This window comes from Rhizobium sp. CSW-27, from assembly GCF_018760785.1.
In the GTDB taxonomy this organism is placed as follows: domain Bacteria; phylum Pseudomonadota; class Alphaproteobacteria; order Rhizobiales; family Rhizobiaceae; genus Neorhizobium.
The window spans coordinates 166378-191733 of record NZ_JAHHZO010000003.1 but is presented as its reverse complement, the minus strand read 5'-3'; the positions used below and the strand labels follow the sequence as shown (position 1 = coordinate 191733).

Below are 25356 nucleotides of genomic sequence, written 5' to 3'. Positions count from 1 at the left end.
TCTGCAATCAGTGCGACACGGCATCGATGTGCCGGATCAGCGGTTCGAGCGTGCGATTGGGAAACACGTAAGGCAGCCCGCCGACGATAAGCCCCTGCTCCCAGTCGAGCAGCAGCGTTTCATGGGCCGGGCGCTTCAGCGTCAGCGTTGGTGTCTCTGCGTCGAGCGAAAGCGTGAGGGTCGAAAGGCTTGCTTTGAAGGCGTCGAACGCCTTGCTGTCGGAGCCTTCGGCCATCAGGGCCAGCCAGCCGGTTGTCCGCCCGCGGGCGCGGAACTCGATGCCGGCGCCCGGACCGGTCGTGACCGGCTCGATGGGACTGGTGGCCGTCAGGGCCGCAAAACCCTGGCCGCTGCGCATCACGATAAAATTACCGACGCGCTCCACGGAATCGAAGGCATCAACCTGCACATAGGCATGGCTGAAGGGGATGCGCGGCGTATCGCCGAGGTCATAAAGCAGCAGCGCGGCATTGCCGTATTGTGCTGCCCGCGGCATGGAGCCGTTGCCGGCCCAGTAGGAGGGCCGTGCGCTGCCCCAGGGGTCATCCTCGCCCGGCTGGTTGATCCAGGCGCGGGCAAAGGGCGAACCGGCAAAGCGCAGATCCACTACATGCTGCTGATGGCCGCGTCCGCCCGGCCTGCCGTCCATCATGGAGGATAGCTGAACATGCGCGCTCTTGTAGAGCGCCAGCCTTGCCGCCTCATCATGGCCTTGCACGTAATTCGCCGTCAGTGCCTTGCCAGGGGCGGGAGATACAACGGCCGCTGCGGCATCCGGGGGCACATACTGGCCGGCGGCCAGCATGGTGAGTGCGGCCACGCCGTTGTTGAACCAGCCTTTGCCGAATGCGACGGTGGCGAAAGGGGCAAGCTCCGTCAGCGGGCCGGCGCGCAACTCCTTGTCATAGGCGCGGCCCATGGTGCCCGCCGGCACACCTTCGAGCGTGTGCAGGCCGATCATCAGATAGAGCCGGTCGAGCAGGGCCTTGGCCCGCTCGCGGATCACTCCCTCTCCCAGATGCTCCAGCGCCAGCAGACCGATGAAATCGATCGGGTAATAGGCGGCGGAGTTCCACTCGGCCAGGCCATGGCTTTCGACGCTGTCGAACCACTTCATCAGTCGCTGGCGGCCAAGTTCCTGCTGCTCGGCGCCGAGGCGTCCCGATGCGGTGAAGGCGGCACGCGGCAGAAGCTTGCCGGCGAGATATTGCGAGACGTGGAAGCACAGTACGTGGTTCTCGCTCCAGAACCACATCACGTCATTGCCCGGCTCGTCTACCCAGTAGCGGTAATCGAGGATCGTCCGGCGTACCTCGGTCTGGATCTCTTCCGGCAGTCGATCGCGATAGACCCCGTAGAGCCAGAGCAGCGGCACCAGCACGAAGTCCGAGCAGTCGCGCCGTTCGTTGATGGCCGCAAGCGTGTTGGCGACGATCTCGCGGAAGACGGCGTCGACAGGCCGGCCGGTGGCCATCATCGCGATGGCCTTGCCGGCACGCTGTTCGCCATGTTCTGCGGCGAATTCCAGCGCAAGATGCTTGCGCTCCTCCAGCGTCAGGGCGCGCAGATCGCGCATCGGCTCGGTCAGCGTGGCAAAATCGATCTGGCGGGCGACCCGCGTCTCGCCGATGGAGAAGATCAGCCCCAGCGGGTGGTAGCCGTCCGGCAGCTTGTCGGCACCATCCAGCCGCAGCGTCGTTTCTCCGGCACGCAGAATGCCGACGGCATCGAGAAGCGGCGGCTTGTCGCGCATATGCACACTCGGCAGGATTTTCGCCTGCACGGTGACATCGACGGCCGCCGGCCGCTCCACCTTCAGCACCAGTTGCCCATCCAGAACATGCAGCGGCATCGGGCGCACGTCTGTTGCAAGCTCCTTCAGGAGTGCAATCGTTTCGTCCGAGGCGGGCACCGGCAGTTCGGCGACAATCGGGCCGGGACCGAGGAGCGTCAGTTCGAAGTACCAGAGCGCGTCCCGCTCGGCGAGTTCTTCGCAGAGCACCACCACCTCGCTGCCGCCGGCCTTCAGCGGCAGCGTGAATTCGGTCTGTGATTCCCTGTTGCGGCGGAAGGGTTCGAAGGCCAGGCATTCGACGCCATCGACCCAGATGCGTACGCCGCCGCAGGTCGCCAGCCGGAAGCGCATGTCGCCGCCCGATGTCGGCACGAGCCGCGTCTTCAGCCAGCGCGACAGACGGGTTGGGCGATGCCAGAAGCCGGAAAACTCGACGCGCCGGTTGAAGCCCGGCAGATAGAGCCCCTCGACCGGGAAATCCGTGCGCAGGGCAACGGTGCGGGTCTTGATCTCCTCCCACAGCGCCACGCGGCAGGGCAGATCGCCCACGTCGACGAAGCCGTTGATGAAGCGGTAGTTCACCCGATCTTCGGCAAGCGCCGGCTCGCCCGGATAATAGGTCGCCTCCACCGGAGACAGCGCCCATGCCGTGACGGACTGGCCGGGGGCAACGACAAAGCCCGCGCCCTCATGCTCTTTCTTCGGTTGCGCCTGCGCTGTCATGGCTGCTGCTCCGCCTGCATTTCCGGAAGCGGGAGGCTGAGTTCGATGCGCTCCAGCAGGTCCGGCAATTTCCAGATATGGCTGATGGTGAGGCGCGGGCGTTCGCGTCTCAGCCGGTGCTTGTGGCTGCGGCGCTTCGACCAGGCCAGGAACACGCTGATCAGACCGAAGCGGTTGGCGCCCAGAATGTCGCGCTGAAGGTTGTTGCCGACCATCACCGTGCGACGGCAATCCTCGTCCGACAGGCAGAGCGCATCGGCGGCGGCGGCAAACATCCGCGCGGATGGCTTCAGTTCGCCGACATCCTCGGATATGACGTGCGCCTCGAAGCAATCCCAAAGGCGGTGCGCACCCAGAATGTTCTCGAAGGTCTTGCGCGGTCCATCCGCCACCAGCGCCAGCCGATAGCCGCTGGCAACAAGCTGCCGCACGGTGTCGGCCGCGCCCGGAATGAGGTCAGCTCGCGTCACGATCTCCGTGCCGGGGATCTTTTCCTCGGTCGCTTCATCGGCCAGCGTATCGCCGCAATCGAGGAAGACGGCCGCAAGATGCGGGACGCTGCTCGGCAGATCTTCCACCAGACGCGCCACGCGCTTCGGAATCCATTGTTCCAGCACCGCCCACGGCACCAGGGCAATGCCGCCCTGTTCATCGCCGCTGCGGGCAAAGTCCCAGCTGGGCACGAAGGCCGCCCGCTTCATCTTGAGCCGCGCCAGACGGTTTTCCAGCGCGGAGGCGGATATCAGCCCGGCATGGGAAAAGCGGTTGGACAGATGCACGCCCTGCTCGCCGGCAAAAGCGCCGCACATGGCTTCGATCAGGGTGCCGCTCTTGACGTGCATCTCGCCATTGTCGGCCCAATGTGCGTGCTTGCCGGGCTCGCTGTAGAGGACAGGCCGGCCATGCTCGAGAGGAAGCGATCCGTCCGGACGCACCATGGCCCGCCGCGCGCCGTGGCGGGAGGCTTCCACCTTCACCACCGCGCCGGCCGCATCCACATGCACCCAGACATGTTCGAGATCATAAAGGTGCTGGATATCCCAGTCATACCAGATCGCATATTCGATGACGGCGTGCGCCTGCGGCCGGATGCGGAATTTCGAGGAGAGAGACTGCCCCTCCTCCCGGTAGACGGCGTAGCCCGCGGCGAGCGGCCGGAAGGGTTCGGCCCTGTCGAGCATCAGCCGCGGCTGGTGCCGGCGGGCAAGCGCTGCATCTGCGTCCGTGCCGTTCACGACGAGTTCCCGGAGTTCACCGCTGAGGGGGCTGGCGCATGTCATTCCGCGGCCACTCCGATCAGGTCCAGCGTTTCTGCATGGTGACAGCGCACCTGCCGGCCGGATTTCACCACGCGCAGTTCCGGCACCTCCCCGCGGCACTTTGCATCGGCATAGGCGCAGCGCGGATGGAAGGGGCAGCCGGTCGGGATGTTCATCGCATCGGCAATCTCGCCCTTGAGGGGCACGCGCTTGCGGGCGCGGTTGCCGCGCGGGTCCGGCTGCGGCACGGCAGCCAGCAGCGCTTCCGTGTAGGGATGCAGCGGCTTGGCGAACATCTCGTCGGTCGGCCCGACCTCCATCAGCCGGCCGAGATACATCACGCCGATGCGATCGGAGATGTGCTCCACCATGCCGAGATCGTGGGTGATGAAGAGATAGGTGAGCCCGAACTTCTCCTGCAGGTCCTGCATCAGGTTGATGTTCTGGGCCGCGACCGACACGTCGAGCGCCGAGACGGCTTCGTCGGCAGCGATAAAGCTCGGATTGAGCGCCAGCGCCCGGGCGATGCCGATGCGCTGGCGCTGCCCCCCCGAGAAGGCATGCGGATAGCGGGTCAGATATTCCGGCCGCAGGCCGACGAGGCGCAGCAGTTCTGCCACCCGGTCGCGGATCTCGCCTTGCGAACCGACACCGTGAATGACCAACGGCTCGCCGACGAGGTCGAGCAGCGTCATGCGCGGGTTCAGCGAGGAATAGGGATCCTGGAAGATCATCTGCATCTCGCGGCGGATGTCGCGCAGATCGCGATCCGACAGTGTCGACACGTCGATCACGCTGCCATCGGCGCGGCGGAACAGGATCTCGCCGCCGGTCAGGTCATAGGCGCGCAGGATGAGGCGGGCGATCGAGGACTTGCCAGAGCCGCTTTCGCCCACCAGCCCGAAGGTTTCGCCCTTGCGGATGTCAAAGGTGATGTCGTCGACAGCCTTCACGTAGCCCTTGACGCGACGCATCCAGCCTTCCTGCACAGGAAAGTATTTGCGGGCGCTGCGCACCGAGATGATGTGGTCCTCGTGCATCGGCACGCTGGTCTTGCTGATCGTGGTCATTGTGCAGCCTCCGCCTGCCTGTCCTGCCCGGCGAAATGACAGCGGGCACGCTGCCCGCTGGCAAACACCACATCCTCCGGCGTCTGGACGTCGCAGATGCCGCCGACGGCGTGCATGCAGCGCGGGTGGAAGGAACAGCCCGTGGGAACGTTGAAGGGGTCCGGCACCATGCCGGCAATGGTGCGCAACCGCCGCCCGTGGCTGCGGCCAAGCCGCGGGATCGATTGCAGCAGCGCCTGGGTATAGGGATGCTTCGGCTCGTAAAAGATCTCGTCCACCGTTCCGGTTTCCACCACCCGGCCGAGATACATCACTGCAACGCGGTCGGCGATGTCGGCCACCACCCCGAAATTGTGGGTGATGAACACGATGGCCATGTTCATCTCGTCCTGCAGACGCTTCAGCAGTTCCAGGATCTGCGCCTCGGTGGTGACGTCGAGGGCGGTCGTCGGTTCGTCGGCAATCAGGAGGGCTGGATCGCAGGCGAGCGCCAGCGCAATCATGGCACGCTGGCGCATGCCGCCGGAGAGATGGTGCGGAAAGCGGTCGACGATGTCGTTCGGCCGCGGCATCTGCACCTTGGTCAGAAGTTCGATGGCGCGGGCACGCGCCTCCGCCTTGGAGACGTTGCGGTGCAGCATGACGGTGCGCATGATCTGCGTGCCGATGGTATGCACCGGCGACAGCGCCGTCATCGGCTCCTGGAAGATCATGCCGATTTCGTTGCCGCGCAGATTGCGCATGGTGCGCCCCAGTCGGTCCTGCTCGTTGATCAGCAGTTCCTCGCCGCTCTTGCAGCGATAGCGGATGGTGCCGCTGGCGTTGATCGCATATTTCGGCTGCAGGCGCATGATGGAGCGTGCGGTGACCGACTTGCCCGATCCGCTTTCGCCGACGATGCCGAGCACCTCGCCCTTGTTGACATGGTAGGAGACGCCGTTGACGGCCTTGACCAGTCCGTCGCGGGTCGGAAAGTGCACCCCGACATTGTCGAGCTGCAGCAACCGCTCCTGAGGCATGGGTGACAGGGATTTCGTGATGGTCTCAGACATGATGCTGCTCCGTCATTGGCCGTAGGGGTCGGCTGCATCGCGCAGGCCATCACCGATGAAGTTGAAGGCAAGCACGACGAGGACGACCGCGATTCCCGGCGCCAGAAGCCAGGGGGCGAGCGAGATGGTGCGCAGGTTCTGTGCGTCCTGCAGCAGCACGCCCCAGCTGACCACCGGCGGGCGAAGACCGAGGCCAAGGAAGCTGAGCGCCGTCTCGCCGAGGATCATTTCCGGAATGGCAAGCGTAAGGGCTGCGATGATGTAGCTCGTCATCGCCGGCAGCATGTGGCGCGTCACGATGCGATATTCCGAGGCGCCGGCCAGGCGGGCGGCCAGAACATAATCCTCCGATTTCAGCGACAGGAAGCGCCCGCGTACCACGCGCGCCAGATGCGTCCAGCCGATCAGCGACAGAATGATGGTGATCAGCACGTAGACGAAGAGCGGATCCCAGGCAATCGGCAATGCCGCCGCAAGGCCCATCCAGAGCGGTATCGTCGGGATCGAGCGGATGAACTCCATCAGTCGCTGGATCATCGCATCGAGCCAGCCGCCGTAATAGCCGGAGATCGCGCCGAGGGCGAGGCCGAGAACGAAGGAAAAGGCGACGCCGATGAGGCCGGCCGAGAGGGTGACGCGCGCGCCGTAGAGAAGTCGGGTGAACAGGTCGCGGCCGAGCGAATCCGTGCCGAGCAGGTTGATCTGCTGGCGGCGGTCGTTCACGCCGAAGAAATGCAGGTTGGTTTCCACCAGACCGAGCAGCGCATAGGTTTCGCCGCGGACGAAGAACTCGACCGGCAGCACCTTCGTGCGGTCTTCCTGATAAAGCACCCGGGCGGTTTCCGGATCGCGGGTGCGCTTCAGCGGGTAGACGAAGGGACGATGCAGCGCACCGTCATGAATGACACGCACGACATTCGGCGGCGCGAATGTGTTCAGCCGGTTGATCGTATTCGGCCCGTAGGGCGACATGAAATCCGCGAACAGGGCGAGCAGTCCGAGGATCACCATGAAGGCGAGCGAGACGACGGCCAGCTTGTGCTTGCGAAAGCGCCACCAGATCAGCGTCCGGGGCTTTGCCGTGTAGGATGCGTCGGCATTGAACTCTTCCTTCGGCGCCAGCGGCGGAGAAAGCAGGGTTTCGGGAGATAAGGTGTGAATGTCGGTCATGTGCGCCTCATGAGAACCGGATGCGCGGGTCGGAAAGCGCAAGAAGGATGTCGGACAGCACCGTTCCGATGACGGTGAAGACGCTGAGGATCAGGATGAAGCTGCCGGCGAGATACATGTCCTGCATCTTGAGCGCCTGCAGCAGAAGCGGGCCCGTGGTCGGCAGGTTCAGCACGACGGCGGTGATGACGTCGCCGGAAAACAGTGCCGGCAGCGCCCAGCCCACGGTGGAGATGAAGGGGTTGAGAGCGACGCGCACCGGATAGCGCCAGACGACCGTGCGCTCGCCGAAGCCTTGCGCATAGGCGGTTTCCACATAGGGCTTGCGCAACTCGTCCAGCATGTTGGCCCGCATGACGCGGATCAGGCCCGCGGCCCCGCCGGTGGCGAGCACCACCAGTGGAATCCAGATGTGCGATAGCATGTTGCCGATCTTGGCGAGATCCCAGGGCTGGCCCTCGAACTGCGGGGAGACGAGGCCGCCGACATCCATGTTCAGCCACACAAAGGTGATCCACATCAGGATCAGCGCCAGCAGGAAGTCGGGAATGCCCTTGCCGAGGAAGCCGAAGACGGTGAAGAGATAGTCGAACACGGAATACTGGCGCGTGGCGGAATAGACGCCGACCGGAATGGCGATCAGCCAGGTGAAGACCATGCTGAGCGTCGAGATCGCCAGCGTCAGGCCGAGGCGTTCCCAGATCAGGTCGCTGACGGCGGCATTCCATTCCAGCGAGCGGCCGAAATCGCCGTGCAGGACGATGTTGGAAATCCAGCGCCAGTATTGCACCAGCAGCGGGTCGTTCAGGCCCCATTCGGCGCGAAGCAGCGCCTCCTGGGCCTCGGTGATGTAGTCGCCGCTGTTGCGCAGCTGCGCGGCATAGGCAGTGACGAAATCGCCGGGCGGCAACTGGATGATCACGAATGAAATGAACGAGACGAAAACCAATGTGGGAATGGCCCACAAGAGACGTCTGGCGATATAACTGAGCATGCTTTCCCTCCTGCTCCGCAGGACGTGCCGTTCCAGCGGGAAACGTCACCTGTCACCGTTGGCCGGAAACCAGGACTGATCGATGAAATGAAATCGCGGTCCGCCGGCCGGGCTCGTGCCGGGCCGACGGAGGGCATGTGCTGGATCGGGGCCTAAAGCCGGTTACTGCTTCATCCACATCTGCTGCGTGGCGCCAAGGCCGATGCCGCGGGTGATGTCGTCCTCGATCAGGTCGTCGCGGAAGTTCATGAAGTTGGTCTTCACCACCGAGATCGCGGGAAGTTCCCCGACGATGCCGATGACCCAGCCTTCCGTGACAAATGTCTTGATCAGGTCGTTGACGGCAGCGTCCGCTTCCTTGCGATCGGCAGCCTTGCCAGCCTTGTCCCAATCGGCAAAGATGCGCCGGATAGGATGGTTGGCCGGCGGCTCGATGCCGGAGCCACCCTTGGTCGAATACCAGAGATAATACTGGTTCGCGTAGGAATCGTTGCCCATCATGATGCGCGGATCGGCCGCCACGACCGACAGCCGGTCGAAGGGATACCACTGCATCTGGAACTCGTTGTTGTCGCGGTTCGCATCCCACTGGGTGCGGTCGATGATACGCGGCAGCAGTTCGACGCCGATATCCTTGTAGTTGGCGGCAACCAGTTCCATGGTCTTCGGACCGTTGGCATGCTGCATTTCCACGACGATCTGCAGACGCTTGCCATCCGGGCGCAGGCGGAAGCCCTCACTGTCCTTCTTCGTCAGGCCAATGCCGTCGAGAAGCGCATTGGCCTTGTCCGGATCGTATTCGGCCCAGTGCTTTTCAAGGTCCGGGTCGAAATTCGGCGAGCCGGTGACCGGGGATGCCTGGCGCGCCTCGGCAAGACCGGAGAAGATCAGTTCGTTGATGGTGTCACGGTCGATGGCGATGCTGAGGGCCTGGCGGAAGTCCGACTTCTCGAACAGGCCGCGCAGCACTTCGTCCTTCATGTTGAGGTTCGGAACCAGTGCCCAGGTCTGTGCCTGCGTCCAGCGGTGAACCTTATAGTTCCCCTTGGCCTCGTTCTCCTTGTAGAAGGTGAAGTCCTGCGGCTCGACATAGCGCATCTGCATGTCGATCTGGCCCTGCACGATCATCAGGTTGAAGGCTTCCTGATCGCTGAACAGGCGGTGCGTGATGCGGTCGATATAGGGCAGCTGGTTGCCGGCCTGGTCCACCGCATAGTAATAGGGGTTGCGCACCATGGTCACGAGGTCGCCCGGCGCCGGCTTCTCGATCTTCCAGGCGGTGATCACCGGCAGGTCCGGGTTCTGCCACCAGGCAGTCGCGGCACCCTTGGAGCCCCACAGGTCGCTCCACTTCGGCACGCCGAACTTCGCTGCGGCTGCCTTCAGCTGCTCTTCCGACGCATAGTGATTGTTGAACTGCTTCAGGTAGTGCTTCGGGAAGATGAAGCTCGGGCGGTCGAGGCTCGGATCGCCGGTGGAATCCTTGGCAAGGATTTCGAGGAAGTAGACATAAGGCTGGTCGAACTTCACCTTGAAGGTCTGCTCATCGATGACTTCCAGCTTCATCGGCTTGCCGCCGGGCGCCAGCGTCTGGTCGATATTGGCCAGGATGTCCTTGTTGAGGAAGACATCCTCATACCAGAAGCGCACGTCCTCGGTGGTCACCGGATGGCCATCCGACCACTTCAGGCCCTTCAGCAGCGTGAAGGTGAACTCGCGGGAATCGGGGCTGACCGAATAGGACGAGATGTAGCCCGGCACCAGCTTCAGCGGGCCACCCGGCTTCTGCGCCCACTTCACGACACGCTCTTCCATCAGCTTGGTCGGGCCCCAGCGATCGCCCGGCCCCTTGAAGGCGCGCTGCCAGTTGCCGCCATACTGGCCGACCTGCTCGGCTTCGATCACGGTCGGCTTTTCGGGCAGACGCTGGTCGACCGGCGGAAGCTTGCCGGCCTTCACCTGTTCCGCCAGCATCGGCGATTCCTGGAATGCCAGCGCCGAACCGGCGAGGCAGGTAGCCAGAAGAACAGCGAGAGAACTTGTGAAAATATTTTTACGTTGAGACATGTCACCCTCCCAGATGAACTCGTTTATTCCGCCTATTGCCCCAAAATATCCCAGCAATCGCGTTGGATCGGACGATCTGGCATGATCGTTCAAAAATCAAGATGAAAAAATTTTTTCATTTTCAGGCTGAGGAAAGGCCGCCGCCGCTTTCACGCTCGACAAGCTGGCAACCGAGTTCGATGCGGCAGGCCGGGTAGTCGCGGCTCATGAAAGACAGGCGGTTCTCCAGCATCTGTACGGTGGAGGCCGCCAGCGCATCAAGCGGCACGCGCACGGTGGTGAGCGACGGGACGGTGAGTTCGCCGGGCGCGACCCCGTCGAAGCCCACCACCGCAATGTCCGCGGGAATCGCATAGCCCTGTGCCTGAAGTTCCGTCAGTGCGCCGATCGCCAGGTTGTCGGCTGCGCAAAACACCGCCGTGAAGCCATCCAGGCCGCCGCGCTCGGCGATGAAGCCCCTCAGCGCCTGACGCGCCTGGTCTGGCTCGTAGCCGCGGGCGTAAAGCACCTCGCCCAGGTCCTGCGGCAGGTCCCGTTCCGCATAGGCGTCGCGGAAGCCGTCGACGCGGCGCATGATGGTGCTGCGGCCGCGCCAGGTAAGGTGCAGAATGCGCCGGTGGCCATGCGAGAGCAGCCATTCGGTGGCGAGCCGCGCGCCATAGCGGTTGGCCGGTGCCACGGTGTCGAGCCCCATTGCGGGGTCCTCGCCGTTCAGCAGCACCACGGGGATGTCTGAGGCGGCCAGGCCCTTCAGCAGCTTCGGATTGTCGTCGAAAACAAGGACGATGCCCTCGGCGCCGACGCCGCGGGCGCCGGCCAGAATTTCCGCCGCCGAAAGTTCCGCCGATCCGTTATGCGCCACCACCCGCACGCCGCGCCGCTCGCATTCGCGCGAAAGCTGGGTCAGCAGCGTCCAGGACACGAGGTTGATGTCGTTGTGCGGGCGGTTGCCGGGCGGTACGGCGAGGTAAAGCGTCGTCAGCGAGGCTATTGCGCCCTTCTGCTGTCGTTTGGCCAGATAGCCAAGGCGCCGCGCCGCCTCAAGCACGCGGGAGCGCACCTCCTGCGAGATGGGAGCCGTGCCGTTCAGTACGTGGGAGACGGTGCTCAGCGCAACGCCGGCCTCGCGGGATACGTCCTTGATGCCGATCTTCCGGTCCGACCGTCTGTCCAACGTAATGCTCCTATTCGGCATAGAACGGATTGGTGAACAGCTTCGGATCCTTGCCGTGCCAGACCTCGAAGCGCAGGAAACGGCCGGCAAAGGCCTGCTCGACCACCATGCTGCCGGCGGTCGCGGCGCGGGCCTCCACCAGTCCGGCTTCCGTGATGAAGCGCACTTCGTCGCCTTCCGCAAGACCGTCGAAGGTCACGCCGACCGTTGCGCCGCGCGCAACCTGCGTTCCGAACAGCGGCAGATCCGCGGCTGACGGTTTCGCCATGGTCTCGTCCGGCGCAAAGGTGATGACATTGGCGCCGGCCCGCACGGCCGCGAGGATATCGGCGATCGCAGAGCCTTCGGCACAGACGCGGTTACACGGCCTGCCGTGACGCCGCCGGTTCTTCAGGTGGAAATCGCTGCCGCCGGTTGCCGGAACGCGCCGGCCTTGGCTCAGCAGTTGCTGCCAGAAGGCAAGCCCCTGCTCGTTCATCACCGACCAGTTGCCATTCCAGATCTCGTAGGCATCGAAGGCGACATCGAAGCCGGCCTGCCAGCGCCCGCCGGCCGAGTTCTGGAAGGGATGGTTGATGACGATGGTGGCGCCCCTGGCGCGCGCCTCGTCCATCTTGTCCGCCACCTCCTGTGGCGAGCGGCAGCGCCAGTCTTCTACCGGGCGCTCGAGGCCGAGAAAATTGGTGTGGCCATGGAAGGAGGTCAGTTCCATGGCCGGAATGACGTGGATTCCGGGATCGTCCGGCCGGATGATATTCTGCGAAACGGTATTGTGGTCGGTGATCGCCATGAAATCGAGCCTGGATGCCCGGGCGCGGTGAATGGCATCGAGCACCGTGACGCCGCCATCGGAATGTTCGGAATGGCTGTGCAGTTCACCTGCCAGCCACTGCCGGCGCCGGGCAATCAGGCGGATCTGTATTTCGACCTTGCAGTCCGGGCCGATCTTCACGATGCCCAGCACCACATGCCACTGGCCGGGTAGCGGGCCGAGGTCATAGCCGGGCGTCGCACGATCGGCTTCCAGCGTGATGTGACCGCGTTCCGAGCCGGTCCAGCCGCGCATGCGCCCGTTGCGGGCGACCCCGAGGTCGATGACGCTGCCGCCACCACCGAATGGATAATGATAGCTGACCTCGATGCGTTCGATCTCCGGTCCTACCTCGAAGGGAATTTCGACGAAGGACTTTTCGCCCTCCGGAAAGCTGTCGATGGTCCGGGTGATGTACTGGTCGTGATGGGACATGGTCAATCTGCAAGCTTGAGCGTGATGATGTCGAAGGGCCGGAAGGCAAGGGTTACGCGGCCATCCTGGATGGCGACGGCCTCGTTCCCCTCCTCCAGGAGATCGACCAGCATGGCCGATGTGAAGGATGGATCCAGCCGCACGGTGCCGGTACGGCGCGTGCCGGTCGTCTCCCACAGCCGGACGATGACGCCGTCGCCGGCTTCGGCACGCTTGACCGCCTCCAGCGCGATGCCCTCGCTTTCGACCGCCAGCAGAGGTGTCGTGCTTGCCGCGTGGGCCGCGCCGTGGACGATGGCGAGCGGAAGATTGAAGTCCTCGGCAGCCTCGTGCACCTGCAGTTTGTTGCCGTCATGCGGCAGCACCGCATAGCGCAGCCGGTGTTCGCCCTGGTCCGCCTCCGGCCAGGGATAGGTCGGCGAGCGCAGCAGCGTCAGCCGAAGTTCGCTGCCTTTGGCGTCATAGCCATATTTGCAATCGTTCAGCAGCGCCACGCCGAAGCCGGGTTCGCTGATATCCACCCAGCGCTGCATCGAGCATTCGAACCGCGCGCGGTCCCAGGACGTGTTGCGATGGCTGGCGCGGCGCACATGGCCGAACTGGATTTCGGCATCGACGGCCGCAGCATTCACCGCAACCGGGAAGCCTGCCTTCACCAGCGTATTGTGTTCGTGCCAGTCGATCAGGCAATCCACCTCCAGCTGACCAGCGCCGGCCGCCAGCGAGACGATCTGCACGATGCTGGAATTTTCATAGCACCATTCGAAGCGGATGGCGGCCCTCAGCGGCCCCGTTTCCACCACCTCGGCGCTGACGAGATCATCGATATCGAAACTCTGGTCCTCGAAATCGGCATCGATATCCCAGGCATCATATTGAGCGGGCATGTCGCGGTAGGCGATCAGGCGGTTGGCGAGACCACCTTGCGGCAGGATTTCCCGGTCGCGCCTGCGGTCGAACAGCGAGGTGATGCGCCCCTTCGCATCGAAGCGCACGCGGAGGCGTTCGTTTTCCAGATGCGTGGTGGAAACAGAAAGCGGTGGTTGCGCACCGGAATCCTGCAGCACATCCTCAAGCGACGAGAAGGCAAGCGGGGCAAGACCCGAGACAGCAACCGCATGGGCCGTGCTGCCATCGGCACGGACGATCACCTGCTCGCTTGCGGGCGCGACGCTTGCCGCACTCAGCGCGATGCCGTCGCGGCTGCGGCCCGCTGCGTTGAACAGCGAGGGGTTCCCTGCGGGCGCCAGCAGCGCCGTCAGCCGTTCTGTCAGGTGACGGGCGGCAGCGAAGAAATCCGCATAGTCGCGGTCGCTGTCCTCGTAGACGTAGCCGATCGAGGAGCCCGGCAGGATGTCGTGGAACTGGTTCAGCATCACGATGTCCCACAGGCGGCGCAGTTCCTCTGCGGGATAATCGGCCAGCCCATGGCGTTCTGCGAGCACCGCCAGCATCTCGATCTCGCGCAGCGCGATTTCGGCCAGCCGGTTGTTGCGCTTGTTCTTGGCGACCGAGGTCAGCGTGCCGCGGTGGAATTCGGCATAGAGTTCGCCGACCCAGACCGGATAGTTCTCCGGCGCCGCCCGCATGCGGCCGATCAGCCGTTCGAAGAAGGGGCGCATGGTTTCGTGGCTGACCTTGGGGCAGCCGGGAATGCCGCGTTCCATGCGGCGAATGTTCTGCAGCATCTCGCGCGTCGGCCCGCCGCCGCCATCGCCGTGACCGTAGACGAGAAAGAGTTCCTTGTTCAGCGCCTGCTGCCCGTGCCGGCGCCATGTGCCCATCACATGCGTGGGCTTGAGATTGGGGCAGTAGGTTGTGCCGAGACTGGTTGAATCATAGGGCTGGGTGGTGAGGAAATAGGCAACGACCTTCGTGCCATCGATGCCCTGCCAGAACATCGTCTCGTCCGGCATGCGGTTGGTGTCGTTCCACGAAAGCTTGTGCGTGACGAAGCTGTCGAGACCGGATTTTTCCATGAGCTGCGGCAGCGAGGCCGAATAGCCAAACGTGTCCGGCAGCCAGATCATGCGCGGGCGTACGCCGAAGGTGCGCTGGTGATAGTCGACGCCATAAAGGATATGACGCACGAGCGCTTCACCGCCGGCGATGTTGACATCCGGCTCCAGCCAGAGCGCCCCTTCAATCTCGAAGCGGCCGGTCTTCACCTCGTGCGCGATCCGCTCGAACAGTTCCGGATAATCCTGGTTGAGATAATCCAGCAGGACGCACTGGTTATACATGAACCGGTAGTCCGGAAAGTCCTGCATCAGGGAAAGCGCCGTTGCCATGGAGCGCGCCATCTTCTGCCGGGTTTCGCGCACGCGCCACAGCCAGGCCACGTCGATATGTGTGTGGCCGGTGGTGACGATGGTCGGCTTTTCCTCGAAATCCTGCGCGTCGTAGATCGGCTGCACGGCGGCACGTGCCCTCTCCATCGAGGCGCGGAAGCGGGCATCATTGCCGGGACGCAGGTCGATCGCGTCGACGGCCGCCTCCAGATGGTTGAGGATGAAGTGCCGGCGCGGATCATCGGCCGCCAGCAGACGGGCGACGTCGAGCGGCACGCGGATGTCGTAATAGAGGTCGTCCACTTCGAGATCATGCAGCACCAGGCTGCAACCGAAGCCGAGCTGGCGGCGATCCTCGATGGTGCCGGCCTCGATCAGGATGTCGAAGCGCTCTCCCGCCTTCGCTTGATCGGTGAGCAGGAAGTCGCGGTGATTGCCATCGACGCCCTGACGGATCCGGCCATTGACGCGCACGAGGCATTGCGGATCGCTGCGGCCCATGACACTGCCGAAGGCGGCGTCCACATGCACCACGACGCGCCGGCCCGCGGCGGCATCCGGTATCGTGACCGCGCCGCCGAACCAGTAATAGCCGTCCGGCTCGCCCCAGACGAGATCGCGGTCAACCGGCGTCCAGCCGACGCGATCGGATGACACCATGCGCTGACGCTCGGATGCGGCGGCGGGGCTGTAGACGAGATCGACGTGAACGTCGAGCGGCACGAAGATCCGTTCCTGCAGCCGGGAAAGCAGGTGGTCGAGCTTTCGGATACGCTTCATCGCGTGGCCCCTCCTCCGAGGCCGTCAGCAATTGGATTTCAGGACCAGGCGCTGGCCACACCGTTCTGCACGATGATGGCCTCGCTGTTCCAGCCGGCCGGCAGCACTGCCGGCCGCTCGAAGCGGACATCCTCGAGTGCCAGCCCCTCGACATTGCAGGAATAAAGCGCCGGCATGCCGCCCGGATAGGGCACGAGGCCGATCACCTGGCCGTTCTCGTCCTTGACCCAGGCATTGGCGCGACCGGCGGCATCCGGCGAGGGGGCGAGGTCGAAATGCGTCGGCCGCACGTCGTAGCGGTGGCCGCGATAGGGGCCGTCCTCCTGCCTTATGCGGATGCGGCTGAGGCTGAGATTGCCGATGCCGGACGGACTGTCGGCAACGAGGTTGACGGCGCCTTCCATCGATCCCTCGATGTCCTCGAACAGGATGTTTTCGACGCGCCCGGCCGGCTTCTCCGGACGACGATTGACCACATTGACAGTGATTGCCTCGCCGGAGCCCCAGAAGCCATCGGGGGTTTCGTGCGCATCGAGGCGAATGCGCCGGCTGGCAACATTGCGGATGCGTCCGCCATCCCGCGAAAAGATTCCCATGGCACGGTTCGAGCGCAGGATCTCGCAATCGCTGAAGGCAATGTTCTCGACATCGCCGTGCGTTTCCGTGCCGATCTTGAGGGCGCAGCTGCGGCTTTCGATGCGCGAATGCTCGACAAGGATGTTGCGGCACATGCCGACCGGCTTGCCGTCCGGACCCTGGCTGGTCTTCAGCACGACGCCGTCATCGGCTGTCGCGATATCGCAATGGCGGATCGTCACATCCTGACAGCTGTCAATGACGATGCCATCCGTATTGGGCATCTCCCGATCGTTGTCGATCGACAGCCCCTCGACATGGACACGGCGGCAGGTGATGAGATGAATGGTCCACATCGGTGAGGAGCGGATCGAGAATCCGCGGAGATCCACATTCTCGCACCCCTGCAGCACAAGAACGCGCGGTCGGAGCGCTGCGGGCACGTACGTACCCATGTCTTCCAGGCGGCCGACGACGAAGTCGGGCCCCGGCGCCTCGATCATGCCTTTGCCGGAAATGCGGATGCGGTCCGCGTTCCGGGCCAGCATCATGGCTGTGTCGGAGGACTCGGCAATGACATCGACGCGATTGTCGCGATAGGCGTCGTAATCGGCCGAAAAGCGCAGGATTGCTCCCTCGCCCAGCACCAGATCGAGCCCGGAGGCGAGCTGCAGGGCGCCGCAATGATGCACGCCTGGTCCCAGCTCCAGAACGTCGCCAGTCGCTGCCGCCGCATCCATCGCTGCCTGCAGTCGGCTTGTGCAGTCGTCTTGTGACACTATAAAAATATTTGCATTCTTGATCAAGGAATTCGCCTCCCGAACCTGATCATCCTCACCTTGTGCGACATTTCTAGCCAATTGCGACGAGCAATCAAGGGGTGTCTGGCAAATCCGCATCTCGTTTTTCAACAGGAGTAAGATGATCTGAAGTGAAATAATTTTCGTTTTTGGCTGCCTGTCGCGCGATATGCGGGCTCTCGCGGGAGATAAGCCGGCCGCCCCCGGATATCGGCGGATGCGTCAGGGGATGGCAGAGTGTGCCGTGACTTCGCAAAATTTATCTCACAATCGGTGTAGCCGCATGACAGGCGTTTCTTCCGCGCACCCTGGTCGGCTGCTAGCAGTTGTCGTGCATGGACGGATGGAGGATCGATGATGACGAATGGCTGCGAAGTCGCCTGGTTTTCGGCGCTCTGCGATGACGATTACGAATTCCTGGGCGTGCCGGACCCTCGCCTGCAGTCGAGCTTCGAACACTGTCGCGATCTGGTGCTGCAGGTGGAAAGCGGCGGCTTCGACAATATCCTGTTGCCGTCCGGCTATCAGCTCGGCATCGATACGACGGCCTTTGCCTCGGCTGTTGCAGTGCTTACCCGACGCATCCGCCTGCTGATGGCCGTGCGCATGGGCGAAAGCTGGCCGCCGCAACTGGCGCGGCAGATCGCCACCATCGACCGCATCGCTGGCGGACGGCTGGCCATCAACATCATTTCGAGTGACCTGCCGGGAGAAACAATCGACAGCGGTCCGCGCTACCGGCGCACCATCGAGGCAATGGCGATCCTGCGCGACCTGCTGAATGGCAGGCCGGTGGATCATGACGGCACCTTCTGGAAGTTCAAGGTCGACCCGCCGCGCATCACCACGGTCAGCGGTCGTGCGCCGCTCTTTTACTTCGGTGGCCTTTCGGAGGATGCGCGCGAGGCGGCCGCGGCCGGTGCCGACATCTACCTGATGTGGCCGGACCGGCTGGAGGCCGTGCGCGAGACGATCGCCGACCTGCGGGACCGCGCCCGCCGCCGGGGTCGCAGCCTGCGCTTCGGCTATCGCGTGCACGTGGTCGTGCGGGAGACGGAGGCGGAGGCACGGGCAGCGGCAGACCGGCTTCTGTCGCGCCTCGATGAGGCAACGGGCGCGGCCATCCGGGCCAGATCGCTCGACAGCCAGTCCGTGGGCGTGCGCCGGCAGGCGGAACTGCGCGAGCAATCGGCGGGTGACGGCTATGTCGAGGACAATCTGTGGACGGGGATCGGGCGGGCCCGATCCGGCTGCGGTGCGGCGATCGTCGGAGATCCGGATCAGGTGCTGGCAAAGCTTGAGGCTTACCGGCGTGAAGGGATCGAAGCCTTCATTCTGTCCGGCTATCCGCATGCAGCGGAAGCGGACCTCTTTGCGCGCCACGTGCTGCCGCGTCTCAATCACGGGCCGCTCTGATTCTCGCGGGCGTCGGCAAACGCACGCCGAATTGATCCGCTTTTGCCGTTTTCGCGCGGATCCCGGCAGGCGTTGCGGAGTTTTTCCAGGTCCGGGCCTTGCATTCGGCGCGAAAAGACCATTCGCTAGGCAAACGGCAAGGAATTTTCCTTATCCTCAAGGTGCTGGTGGAAGCATGCGATGAAAAGAAGTGTGGTGACGTGTTTCAGGTAAAGTTCTGGGGTGTGCGCGGCAGCATTCCTGTCTCGGGTGCGGAATTCCAGCGCTATGGCGGAAATACGCCCTGCATTGAAGTCCGCTGCGGCGCGCATCGGCTTCTCTTCGATGCCGGGTCCGGCATCCGGGAGGCTGGCCTGGATATGCTGGGGCAGAACCTGTCCGAGGTCGATCTCTTCTTCACCCACTGTCATTACGACCACATCATCGGCCTGCCCTTCTTCAAACCGATCTACAATCCGCAGACGGCCGTTCATCTGTGGTCCGGCCACCTGCACGGCACCATGACCACCGCGCAGATGATCCGCCAGTTCGTCGGGCCGCCCTATTTCCCGGTCCGTCTCGACATCTGCAAGGCCGCGTTGAATTTTCATGACTTCAAGCCGGGCGAAGTTCTGGTGCCGAAGCCGGGCGTTACGGTTCGAACCTTCGCGCTGAACCATCCGGGCGGCTGCGTCGGCTACCGCATCGAATGGGAGGGCCGCTCGCTGGCGCTTGTTTTCGACATCGAACATCAGCCCGGTGTCCTCGATCCGACCGCGCTCACCATGATGCAGGATGCCGATGTGGTCGTCTATGACAGTGCCTTCGTCGAGTCGGAAATGGAGCGCTATCGGGGATTTGGCCATTCGAGCTGGGAGCAGGCCGTGCTGCTGGCCCGTCAGGCCGGGTCACGCAAACTTGTGCTGTTCCATCATGCCCCGTCGCGCACAGACAACGAGATGGCACTGATCGAGCGGCTGGCGCAGGAAGCTTTCGCCGAGACGATTGCCGCCCGTGACGGGATGGTTCTGCAGATCGGCTGAAGCAGCACCGGCCGCCCCGGCAACTGCGCGCCGATGACGGCATTGTCAGCGCAGCCTTGATTTACAGTGCCTGCCAAACCTGTCATTTCTCCTCCCCATCTGGGCTCAACCGTTGGAATTCATGGCTGCGGACGTTAAAGAAGCTCTGTTTTCGCAACGCAGGGTCCGTATGGCGAAGCTCCTGTCGGGGCTCGTGATTTTCGCCTTTCTGATCAGCCATCTTGCCAATCATGCCGTGGGGCTGATTTCGGTTCAGGCCGCCGACGAGATGCGGCGGGTCTTTCTCTTCCTGTGGCGGACCTTGCCGGGCACGATCCTGCTCTATGGCTCCTTCATCGTGCACATCGTGCTGGCGCTCGCGGCCATCTACCGGCGGCGAAGCTTCGTCATGCCGCGCGCCGAAGCCGCACAGATCCTCTTCGGTCTTCTGGTGCCGCTGTTCGTGGTCGACCACGTCATCAGCACCCGCATTGCCTCCGAACTGTTCCGCCTGCACGACAATTACGAGAACATCGTGCATCTGATGTGGAGCCGCTCGCCGCTCGACGGCGTCCGGCAGAGCATCGGCATTGTCGTCCTGTGGCTGCATGGCGTGATCGGTATTCATTTCTGGCTGCGGTACCGGCCCTGGTATCAGCCGGCTCTGCCCTGGTTGCTCACCTTCGCCATTCTGCTGCCGGTTCTCGCGCTGCTCGGATTCATCGAAATGGGCCGAACCATTGCAAGCCCGATCTTCCTGCTCAGCGGCTATCCCGGCGGCTATTACGACCCGACCTCGCTCTCGGCTGAGGCCATGCGCACGCTGCGTCGCATCAGTCTCGTCATCTACAGCGGCTTCGGCCTTGCGCTTGGCGCGGTGCTGTTGCTGCGGGCGGTGCGGTGGCTGAGGGAGCGCGCGCATCTGGTCGCCATCCGCTATCCGACGGGAGAGACCATCAGTGTTCCACGCGGCTATACCGTGCTGGAGGCAAGCAGGCTTGCCGGGAAGCCGCATTATTCCGCCTGTGGCGGCAAGGGGCGCTGTTCCACCTGCCGCGTTCAGGTGATCGAGGGGGAAGAAAGCCTGCCGCCGCCGGAACCGCTCGAGCAGAAGACGCTGTCACGCATCAATGCCGGTCCCGGTGTGCGGCTTGCCTGCCAGTTGCGCCCCAAGGCGGCGGTGATGCTGTCTCCGATCCTGGTGGCCGTGTCCGAGCCTGAGCAGCCGCAGGGCAATGTCGAGCTGATCCCCGGCCGCGAGCGGGACATCGCGGTTCTGTTCTGTGATCTGAGGAACTTCACCTATCTGACCGAGACCCGCCTGCCCTTCGACATCGTTTTCCTTCTGAACCGCTATTTTGCGGTGGTCGGGCGTGCGGTGGAGGAGGCCGGCGGGCGGATGGACAAGTTCATCGGCGATGGAGCAATGGCGCTTTTCGGCGTGTCCGGAGCCGCGGATGAGGGATGCCGGCAGGCCCTGCGGGCTGCTGCCCGCATTGTCGAGGGGATCGATGAACTGAACCGGCAGCTGGAAAAGGAACTCAGCACGCCGCTGCGGATTGCCATCGGCATTCACACCGGACCGGCCGTGGTCGGAACGCTCGGTTACGGCGCGGTGCAGACCCTGACGGCGATTGGCGATACGGTCAATGTGGCGAGCCGGCTGGAGAGCGTGGCCAAGGATCATGATGCGCCGCTGGTCATCTCGGAGCCGGTGGCAGAGCTCGCGGGTCTTGATCTCGAAAGCGAACAAAGCCGCGAAATGCCCCTTCGCGGCCGGGTCCTGTCGCTCAAGGTCTTCGTGTTCGACAAGGTGCTGCTGCGCCGTGTGATGGCGATGCCGGCGCTCAACTGACCGCTTTTCGGTCTTCGCCGGCGCTGTCGGCATGCTGCTGCCGAACCATATGCACTGCCGCCGTCTGCGCCTGAAATCGGAGGATTATCCATATCCGTGTTGTCGAGGATGTTGTAGTGTCCCGGCATGCGCGCCATCCCGGATGACCAGTTCTATCAGAGGCTTCCCGTGTTTACCCGCTTTGAGGGCGTGGTGGACACGACCAATTACATGCCGCTGCCGGAGGGCTGGGTTCTGGCGCTGGCCGACATCGTCGGCTCGACGGGTGCCATTGCGAACGGTCGCTACAAGGCGGTCAACATGGCCGGCGCCGGCGTCATCTCGGCGGTGCTGAACGCCGTCGGCAGCCAGGACTATCCTTTCAGCTTCGGCGGCGACGGCGCGGTGGTTGCCCTGCCCGCCCGCCATGCGCAAGAGGCGCGCGTGGCACTGGCCGCGATGCGCCACTGGGCGGCCGGTGAATTGTCGCTTTCCCTGCGCGTTGCAGTGGTGCCGGTGGCGGATGTTCGTGCTGCCGGCTTCGAGGTGCGGGTTGCCCGCTTTGCTGCAAGCCCGCTTGTCACCTATGCGATGTTTGCCGGCGGCGGCACCAGTTGGGCGGAGCGGCAGATGAAGGCGGGGCTTTACGGGGTGCCGGAGAACGCGGAAGAGGCGCCGGACCTGACCGGCCTTTCCTGTCGCTGGAGCCCGATGCCGGCCCGCAATGGCGAGGTGGTCTCGATCATCGTGCGTCCCACCTCCCCGGCGGTGATGCCGGAATTCGACGCCATGGTCTCGGCGATCGTCGCGGTCGTCTCCGAACAGGAACGCGGCGGCCACCCGGTGCCGGTGGATGGTCCGGACCTGCTCTCTGCCGGAGAGGGCATCGACATCGAGGCGCGCGCGGCGGCGCCGCCGGAAAGACGCCTGGCGGCGCGGCTCAGGATCGCCCTGATCGTTCGCCTCGTGATCCTGCTGCACCGGCTGAACCTGACGATCGGCAACTTCAACACCCGGCGCTATGCCCGTGACGTTACTGCCAATTCCGACTTTCGCAAATTCGATGACGGGTTGAAGATGACGGTGGACGTGGACGAGCCGCACCGGTTGCGCATCGAGGCCCTGCTGGAGGAGGCGGAGGCACAGGGTGTCTGCCAGTATGGCCTGCATCGCCAGGAGAGCGCCCTGATGACCTGTTTCGTGGTAAGCCCCGCCATGCGCAACCACATGCATTTCGTCGAGGGTGCCGATGGCGGTTATGCGGTTGCCGCGCGCCGGCTGACCGAGAAACATCCGCCGCCGGTGCCCTCCCCCGCCTAGAGGCACGGCGGATCGGCAAGGCCTCCTTTCGAAGACGAAACAGCTTGTGCGGGCGGTGATGGAAAAGAGTCTGACGCGCTACATCTGGTCCAACACCTATCCGCAGCAGCTGTGGATTCTGGCGGTCGTTGCCGCCTCGATGATCCCCTATTTCCTCTCCTTCGACCTGCCGAAGCGCATCGTCAACGGCCCGATTCAGGGACAGGGATTCGAGGATCCGACAGCCACCAGCACCTTCTTCCGGCTGGCCTTCGATCTGCCCTGGATCGGGCAGATTGCGCTTTTCGACGGCGTTGAACTCAACCGCGTTCAGACGCTGATGGCGCTGAGCTTCGTCTTCCTGGCGCTCGTCATCCTGAACGGCGCCTTCAAGTTCTACATCAACACCTACAAGGGGCGGCTCGGCGAGAGGATGCTCAGGCGCATCCGCTTTCAGCTGATCGACCGCGTGCTGCGCTTTCCGCCCGTGCATTTCAAGCGCGTGAAGTCGGCCGAAATCGCCACCATGATCAAGGACGAGGTGGAGCCGCTCGGCGGTTTCACCGGCGATGCCTTCGTGCAGCCGGCGCTGCTTGGCGGCCAGGCGCTGACGGCGCTTGCCTTCATCGTGCTGCAGAATGCCTGGCTCGGCATGATCGCCCTGGCCATCGTGGCAGTGCAGGCAATCATCATTCCGCGCATGCGCCGCCGGCTGCTGGAGCTTGGGCGTCGGCGACAGCTGACCGCACGACAGCTTTCCGGCCGCGTCAGCGAAATCGTCGAAGGCATTCATGCCATTCGCGGCAACGATACCTCGAACCTCGAACGCGCCGATGTCGCGGAGCGGCTGGCGACGATCTTTCAGATCCGCTACGACCTCTACCAGTGGAAGTTCCTGGTGAAGTTCCTCAACAACTTCCTCGCACAGGTCACGCCATTTCTCTTCTATGCCATCGGTGGCTATTTCGCCCTTCAGGGACGTCTTGATATCGGCCAGCTCGTTGCGGTGATCGGCGCCTACAAGGATCTTCCCGGCCCGCTGAAGGAACTGATCGACTGGGATCAGGCGCGCCAGGACGTGCAGTTGAAATATGCACAGGTGGTCGAGCAGTTCGATGTGGAGCATCTCATGGCACCCGGGATCCAGGCGGTCGCGACGGAGCCGGTGCCCCGGCTTGCCGACGCGCTGACCGTCAGCAGCCTGCTGGTGTCCGACGACAATGGGACGCCGCTGCTCAACCGGGTCTCTCTCAGCATCGCGCCGGACGAGACGGTGGCGATTCTCGGCCCGAACGGCAGCGGTGCCGAGGCGCTGGCCGAGGCGCTCGGCCGGATCGTCTGGCCGGATGCGGGCCGCATCACCATCGGCGGCACCGATATCCTCGACATGCCCGAATCGATCACCGGCCGGCGCATCTCCTTTGCCTCCTCCGAAGCCTATTTCTTCCATGCCAGCCTGCGCGACAATCTGTTCTACGGGTTGAAGCATGCGCCCATGACCCGGATGAGCTATTCGGGGGCGGAGGCCCGGCGCATCCGGCGGCATCTTGTCGAAGCCGAGCGGGCCGGCACGCCGGCCCTCGACCTCAACAGCGACTGGATCGATTATGCGGCGGCCGGCGCCGATGGCCCCGATGATCTGCTGCGGGTCATCCGGCCCGTGCTGGACGCCGTGACGATCTCGCAGGACATCTTCGAATTTGCGCTTCGTGCGCATGTCGATCCGGCGCGGCATCCGCTTCTGGCGGGGCGGATCGTCGATGTGCGCCAGGCCATGCGCCAGAGGCTGCGCGAGGAGCATCTCGGCGACATCGTCGCCCATTTCGAGGAAGATGCCTACAACCGGCTGGCGACGGTGGGCGAAAACCTGCTGTTCGGCACGTTGAAACAGGAGATGACGGCGCAGACCCTGGCAGCGCACCCCTATTTCCGCCGGATCATGCAGGAGACAGGGCTTGCAGAGGATCTCTATGCGATGGGCATGGCGATTGCCGAAAACGCCGTCGACCTGTTCCGAGACCTGCCGGCCGATCACCCTTTCTTCCAGCAGTTGAGCTTCATGAGTGCCGACGACATCCCGGCCTATGAGGCGCTGTTGCAGAAACTGGAGGGAACGCGTGTGGCGCAGGCCTCTGCCGTGGACCGCTCGAAGATCATTCGCTTGAGCTTTTCCTATATCGAACCCCGCCACCGCTTCGGCCTGCTGGGCGAGGCGCTGATGGAGCGCATCGTGGAGGCGCGCCGGCGTTTCCACGCGCAGATCCCGGCCGATCTCGCCGAACGGATCGAGCGCCACGACGCCAGAAAGCTGACCGCTTCCGCCTCCCTGATGGATAACGTGCTGTTCGGCCGCCTGTCCTTCCAGGAAGTGGATACCACGGAGCGGATTCGCGACATCATCCGGGCGATTTTCGTGGAGCTCGAACTCGAGGAGCAGGTGCTTGCCATCGGGCTCGACTTCGATGTCGGGTCGCAGGGGCGCAGGCTGACGACCGTTCAGCGGCAGAAGCTGAACCTTGCGCGTGCGCTTCTGAAGCGTTCGGATTATTTCATCTTCAATCGTCCCCTGTCTGCGCTGGATCAACGCGCCCAGGACCGCATCGTGATGAATGTCATGCAGGATCTGCACCGGGACGGGCAGCGCCCTGCAATCATCTGGGTTCTGCCAAATGCGGGAATGAGCGAACTTTTTGACCGCGTACTGGTTTTCGACGCAGGCAAACTTGTCGAAAGTGGGTCATTCGAAGAACTCTCCCGTAAAAACGGGATGTTCAATCAACTGCTCTCGTAATATCGTATCCTCAGGTGG

The 25356-nt window shown here is 63.7% G+C and carries 16 protein-coding genes; 5 read left to right on the top strand and 11 right to left on the bottom strand.

Annotated features, from left to right (window positions below):
- Nucleotides 1-7: 7 nt before the first annotated feature.
- The 11 genes from KLP42_RS07555 to pglB all read right to left on the bottom strand — a co-directional run bounded on the left by KLP42_RS07555 (nt 8) and on the right by pglB (nt 17003).
- Nucleotides 8-2518 (bottom strand): hypothetical protein, encoded by a 2511-nt coding sequence (locus KLP42_RS07555; RefSeq protein ID WP_252192834.1) that lies wholly within the window; start codon nt 2516-2518, stop codon nt 8-10.
- On the bottom strand, nt 2515-3753 hold the full coding sequence (locus tag KLP42_RS07550) for an HAD family hydrolase (protein WP_353844835.1): 1239 nt from the start codon (nt 3751-3753) through the stop codon (nt 2515-2517). The genes KLP42_RS07555 and KLP42_RS07550 overlap by 4 nt, the downstream gene beginning before the upstream one ends.
- 41 nt (nt 3754-3794) lie before the next feature.
- A complete protein-coding gene (locus KLP42_RS07545) occupies nt 3795-4847 on the bottom strand; it encodes an ABC transporter ATP-binding protein (protein WP_215565603.1) in 1053 nt (350 codons plus the stop codon).
- Nucleotides 4844-5899 carry an ABC transporter ATP-binding protein gene (locus KLP42_RS07540; RefSeq protein ID WP_252192833.1) on the bottom strand — a complete coding sequence of 352 codons (1056 nt, stop codon included), beginning with the start codon at nt 5897-5899 and terminating at the stop codon, nt 4844-4846. The genes KLP42_RS07545 and KLP42_RS07540 overlap by 4 nt, the downstream gene beginning before the upstream one ends.
- Nucleotides 5900-5911: 12 nt before the next feature.
- The gene (locus KLP42_RS07535; protein WP_215565602.1) at nt 5912-7069 is read right to left on the bottom strand and encodes an ABC transporter permease; all 1158 of its coding nucleotides are present in this window, start codon (nt 7067-7069) and stop codon (nt 5912-5914) included.
- Nucleotides 7070-7076: 7 nt separating this feature from the next.
- Complete coding sequence (locus KLP42_RS07530) at nt 7077-8063, bottom strand: ABC transporter permease (protein ID WP_215565601.1); 987 nt, start codon at nt 8061-8063, stop codon at nt 7077-7079.
- 162 nt (nt 8064-8225) lie between these two features.
- Nucleotides 8226-10130 (bottom strand): ABC transporter substrate-binding protein, encoded by a 1905-nt coding sequence (locus tag KLP42_RS07525; protein WP_215565600.1) that lies wholly within the window; start codon nt 10128-10130, stop codon nt 8226-8228.
- Between the two features lie 121 nt (nt 10131-10251).
- Nucleotides 10252-11304 carry a LacI family DNA-binding transcriptional regulator gene (locus KLP42_RS07520; protein ID WP_252192832.1) on the bottom strand — a complete coding sequence of 351 codons (1053 nt, stop codon included), beginning with the start codon at nt 11302-11304 and terminating at the stop codon, nt 10252-10254.
- Nucleotides 11305-11314: 10 nt separating this feature from the next.
- Entirely contained in the window at nt 11315-12550 is a 1236-nt protein-coding gene (locus KLP42_RS07515) for a CehA/McbA family metallohydrolase (RefSeq protein ID WP_215565598.1), read from the bottom strand.
- 2 nt (nt 12551-12552) lie between these two features.
- Nucleotides 12553-15621: an alpha-mannosidase gene (locus KLP42_RS07510; RefSeq protein ID WP_215565597.1), complete on the bottom strand. Its 3069-nt coding sequence runs from the start codon at nt 15619-15621 to the stop codon at nt 12553-12555.
- A gap of 38 nt (nt 15622-15659) precedes the next feature.
- Entirely contained in the window at nt 15660-17003 is a 1344-nt protein-coding gene (gene pglB, locus KLP42_RS07505) for a polygalacturonase PglB (protein ID WP_502941277.1), read from the bottom strand.
- Nucleotides 17004-17351: 348 nt separating this feature from the next.
- On the opposite strand from pglB, the gene KLP42_RS07500 reads away from it, so the two are divergent.
- The 5 genes from KLP42_RS07500 to KLP42_RS07480 all read left to right on the top strand — a co-directional run bounded on the left by KLP42_RS07500 (nt 17352) and on the right by KLP42_RS07480 (nt 25338).
- A complete protein-coding gene (locus KLP42_RS07500) occupies nt 17352-18413 on the top strand; it encodes an LLM class flavin-dependent oxidoreductase (RefSeq protein WP_252192830.1) in 1062 nt (353 codons plus the stop codon).
- Nucleotides 18414-18613: 200 nt separating this feature from the next.
- Nucleotides 18614-19435 (top strand): MBL fold metallo-hydrolase, encoded by an 822-nt coding sequence (locus KLP42_RS07495; protein ID WP_353844834.1) that lies wholly within the window; start codon nt 18614-18616, stop codon nt 19433-19435.
- 121 nt (nt 19436-19556) lie between these two features.
- Nucleotides 19557-21269: an adenylate/guanylate cyclase domain-containing protein gene (locus KLP42_RS07490; RefSeq protein WP_215565594.1), complete on the top strand. Its 1713-nt coding sequence runs from the start codon at nt 19557-19559 to the stop codon at nt 21267-21269.
- Between the two features lie 126 nt (nt 21270-21395).
- Complete coding sequence (locus tag KLP42_RS07485) at nt 21396-22568, top strand: DUF3095 domain-containing protein (protein WP_215565593.1); 1173 nt, start codon at nt 21396-21398, stop codon at nt 22566-22568.
- Nucleotides 22569-22626: 58 nt separating this feature from the next.
- Nucleotides 22627-25338 (top strand): ABC transporter ATP-binding protein, encoded by a 2712-nt coding sequence (locus tag KLP42_RS07480; protein WP_215565592.1) that lies wholly within the window; start codon nt 22627-22629, stop codon nt 25336-25338.
- The last annotated feature ends 18 nt before the right edge of the window (nt 25339-25356 follow it).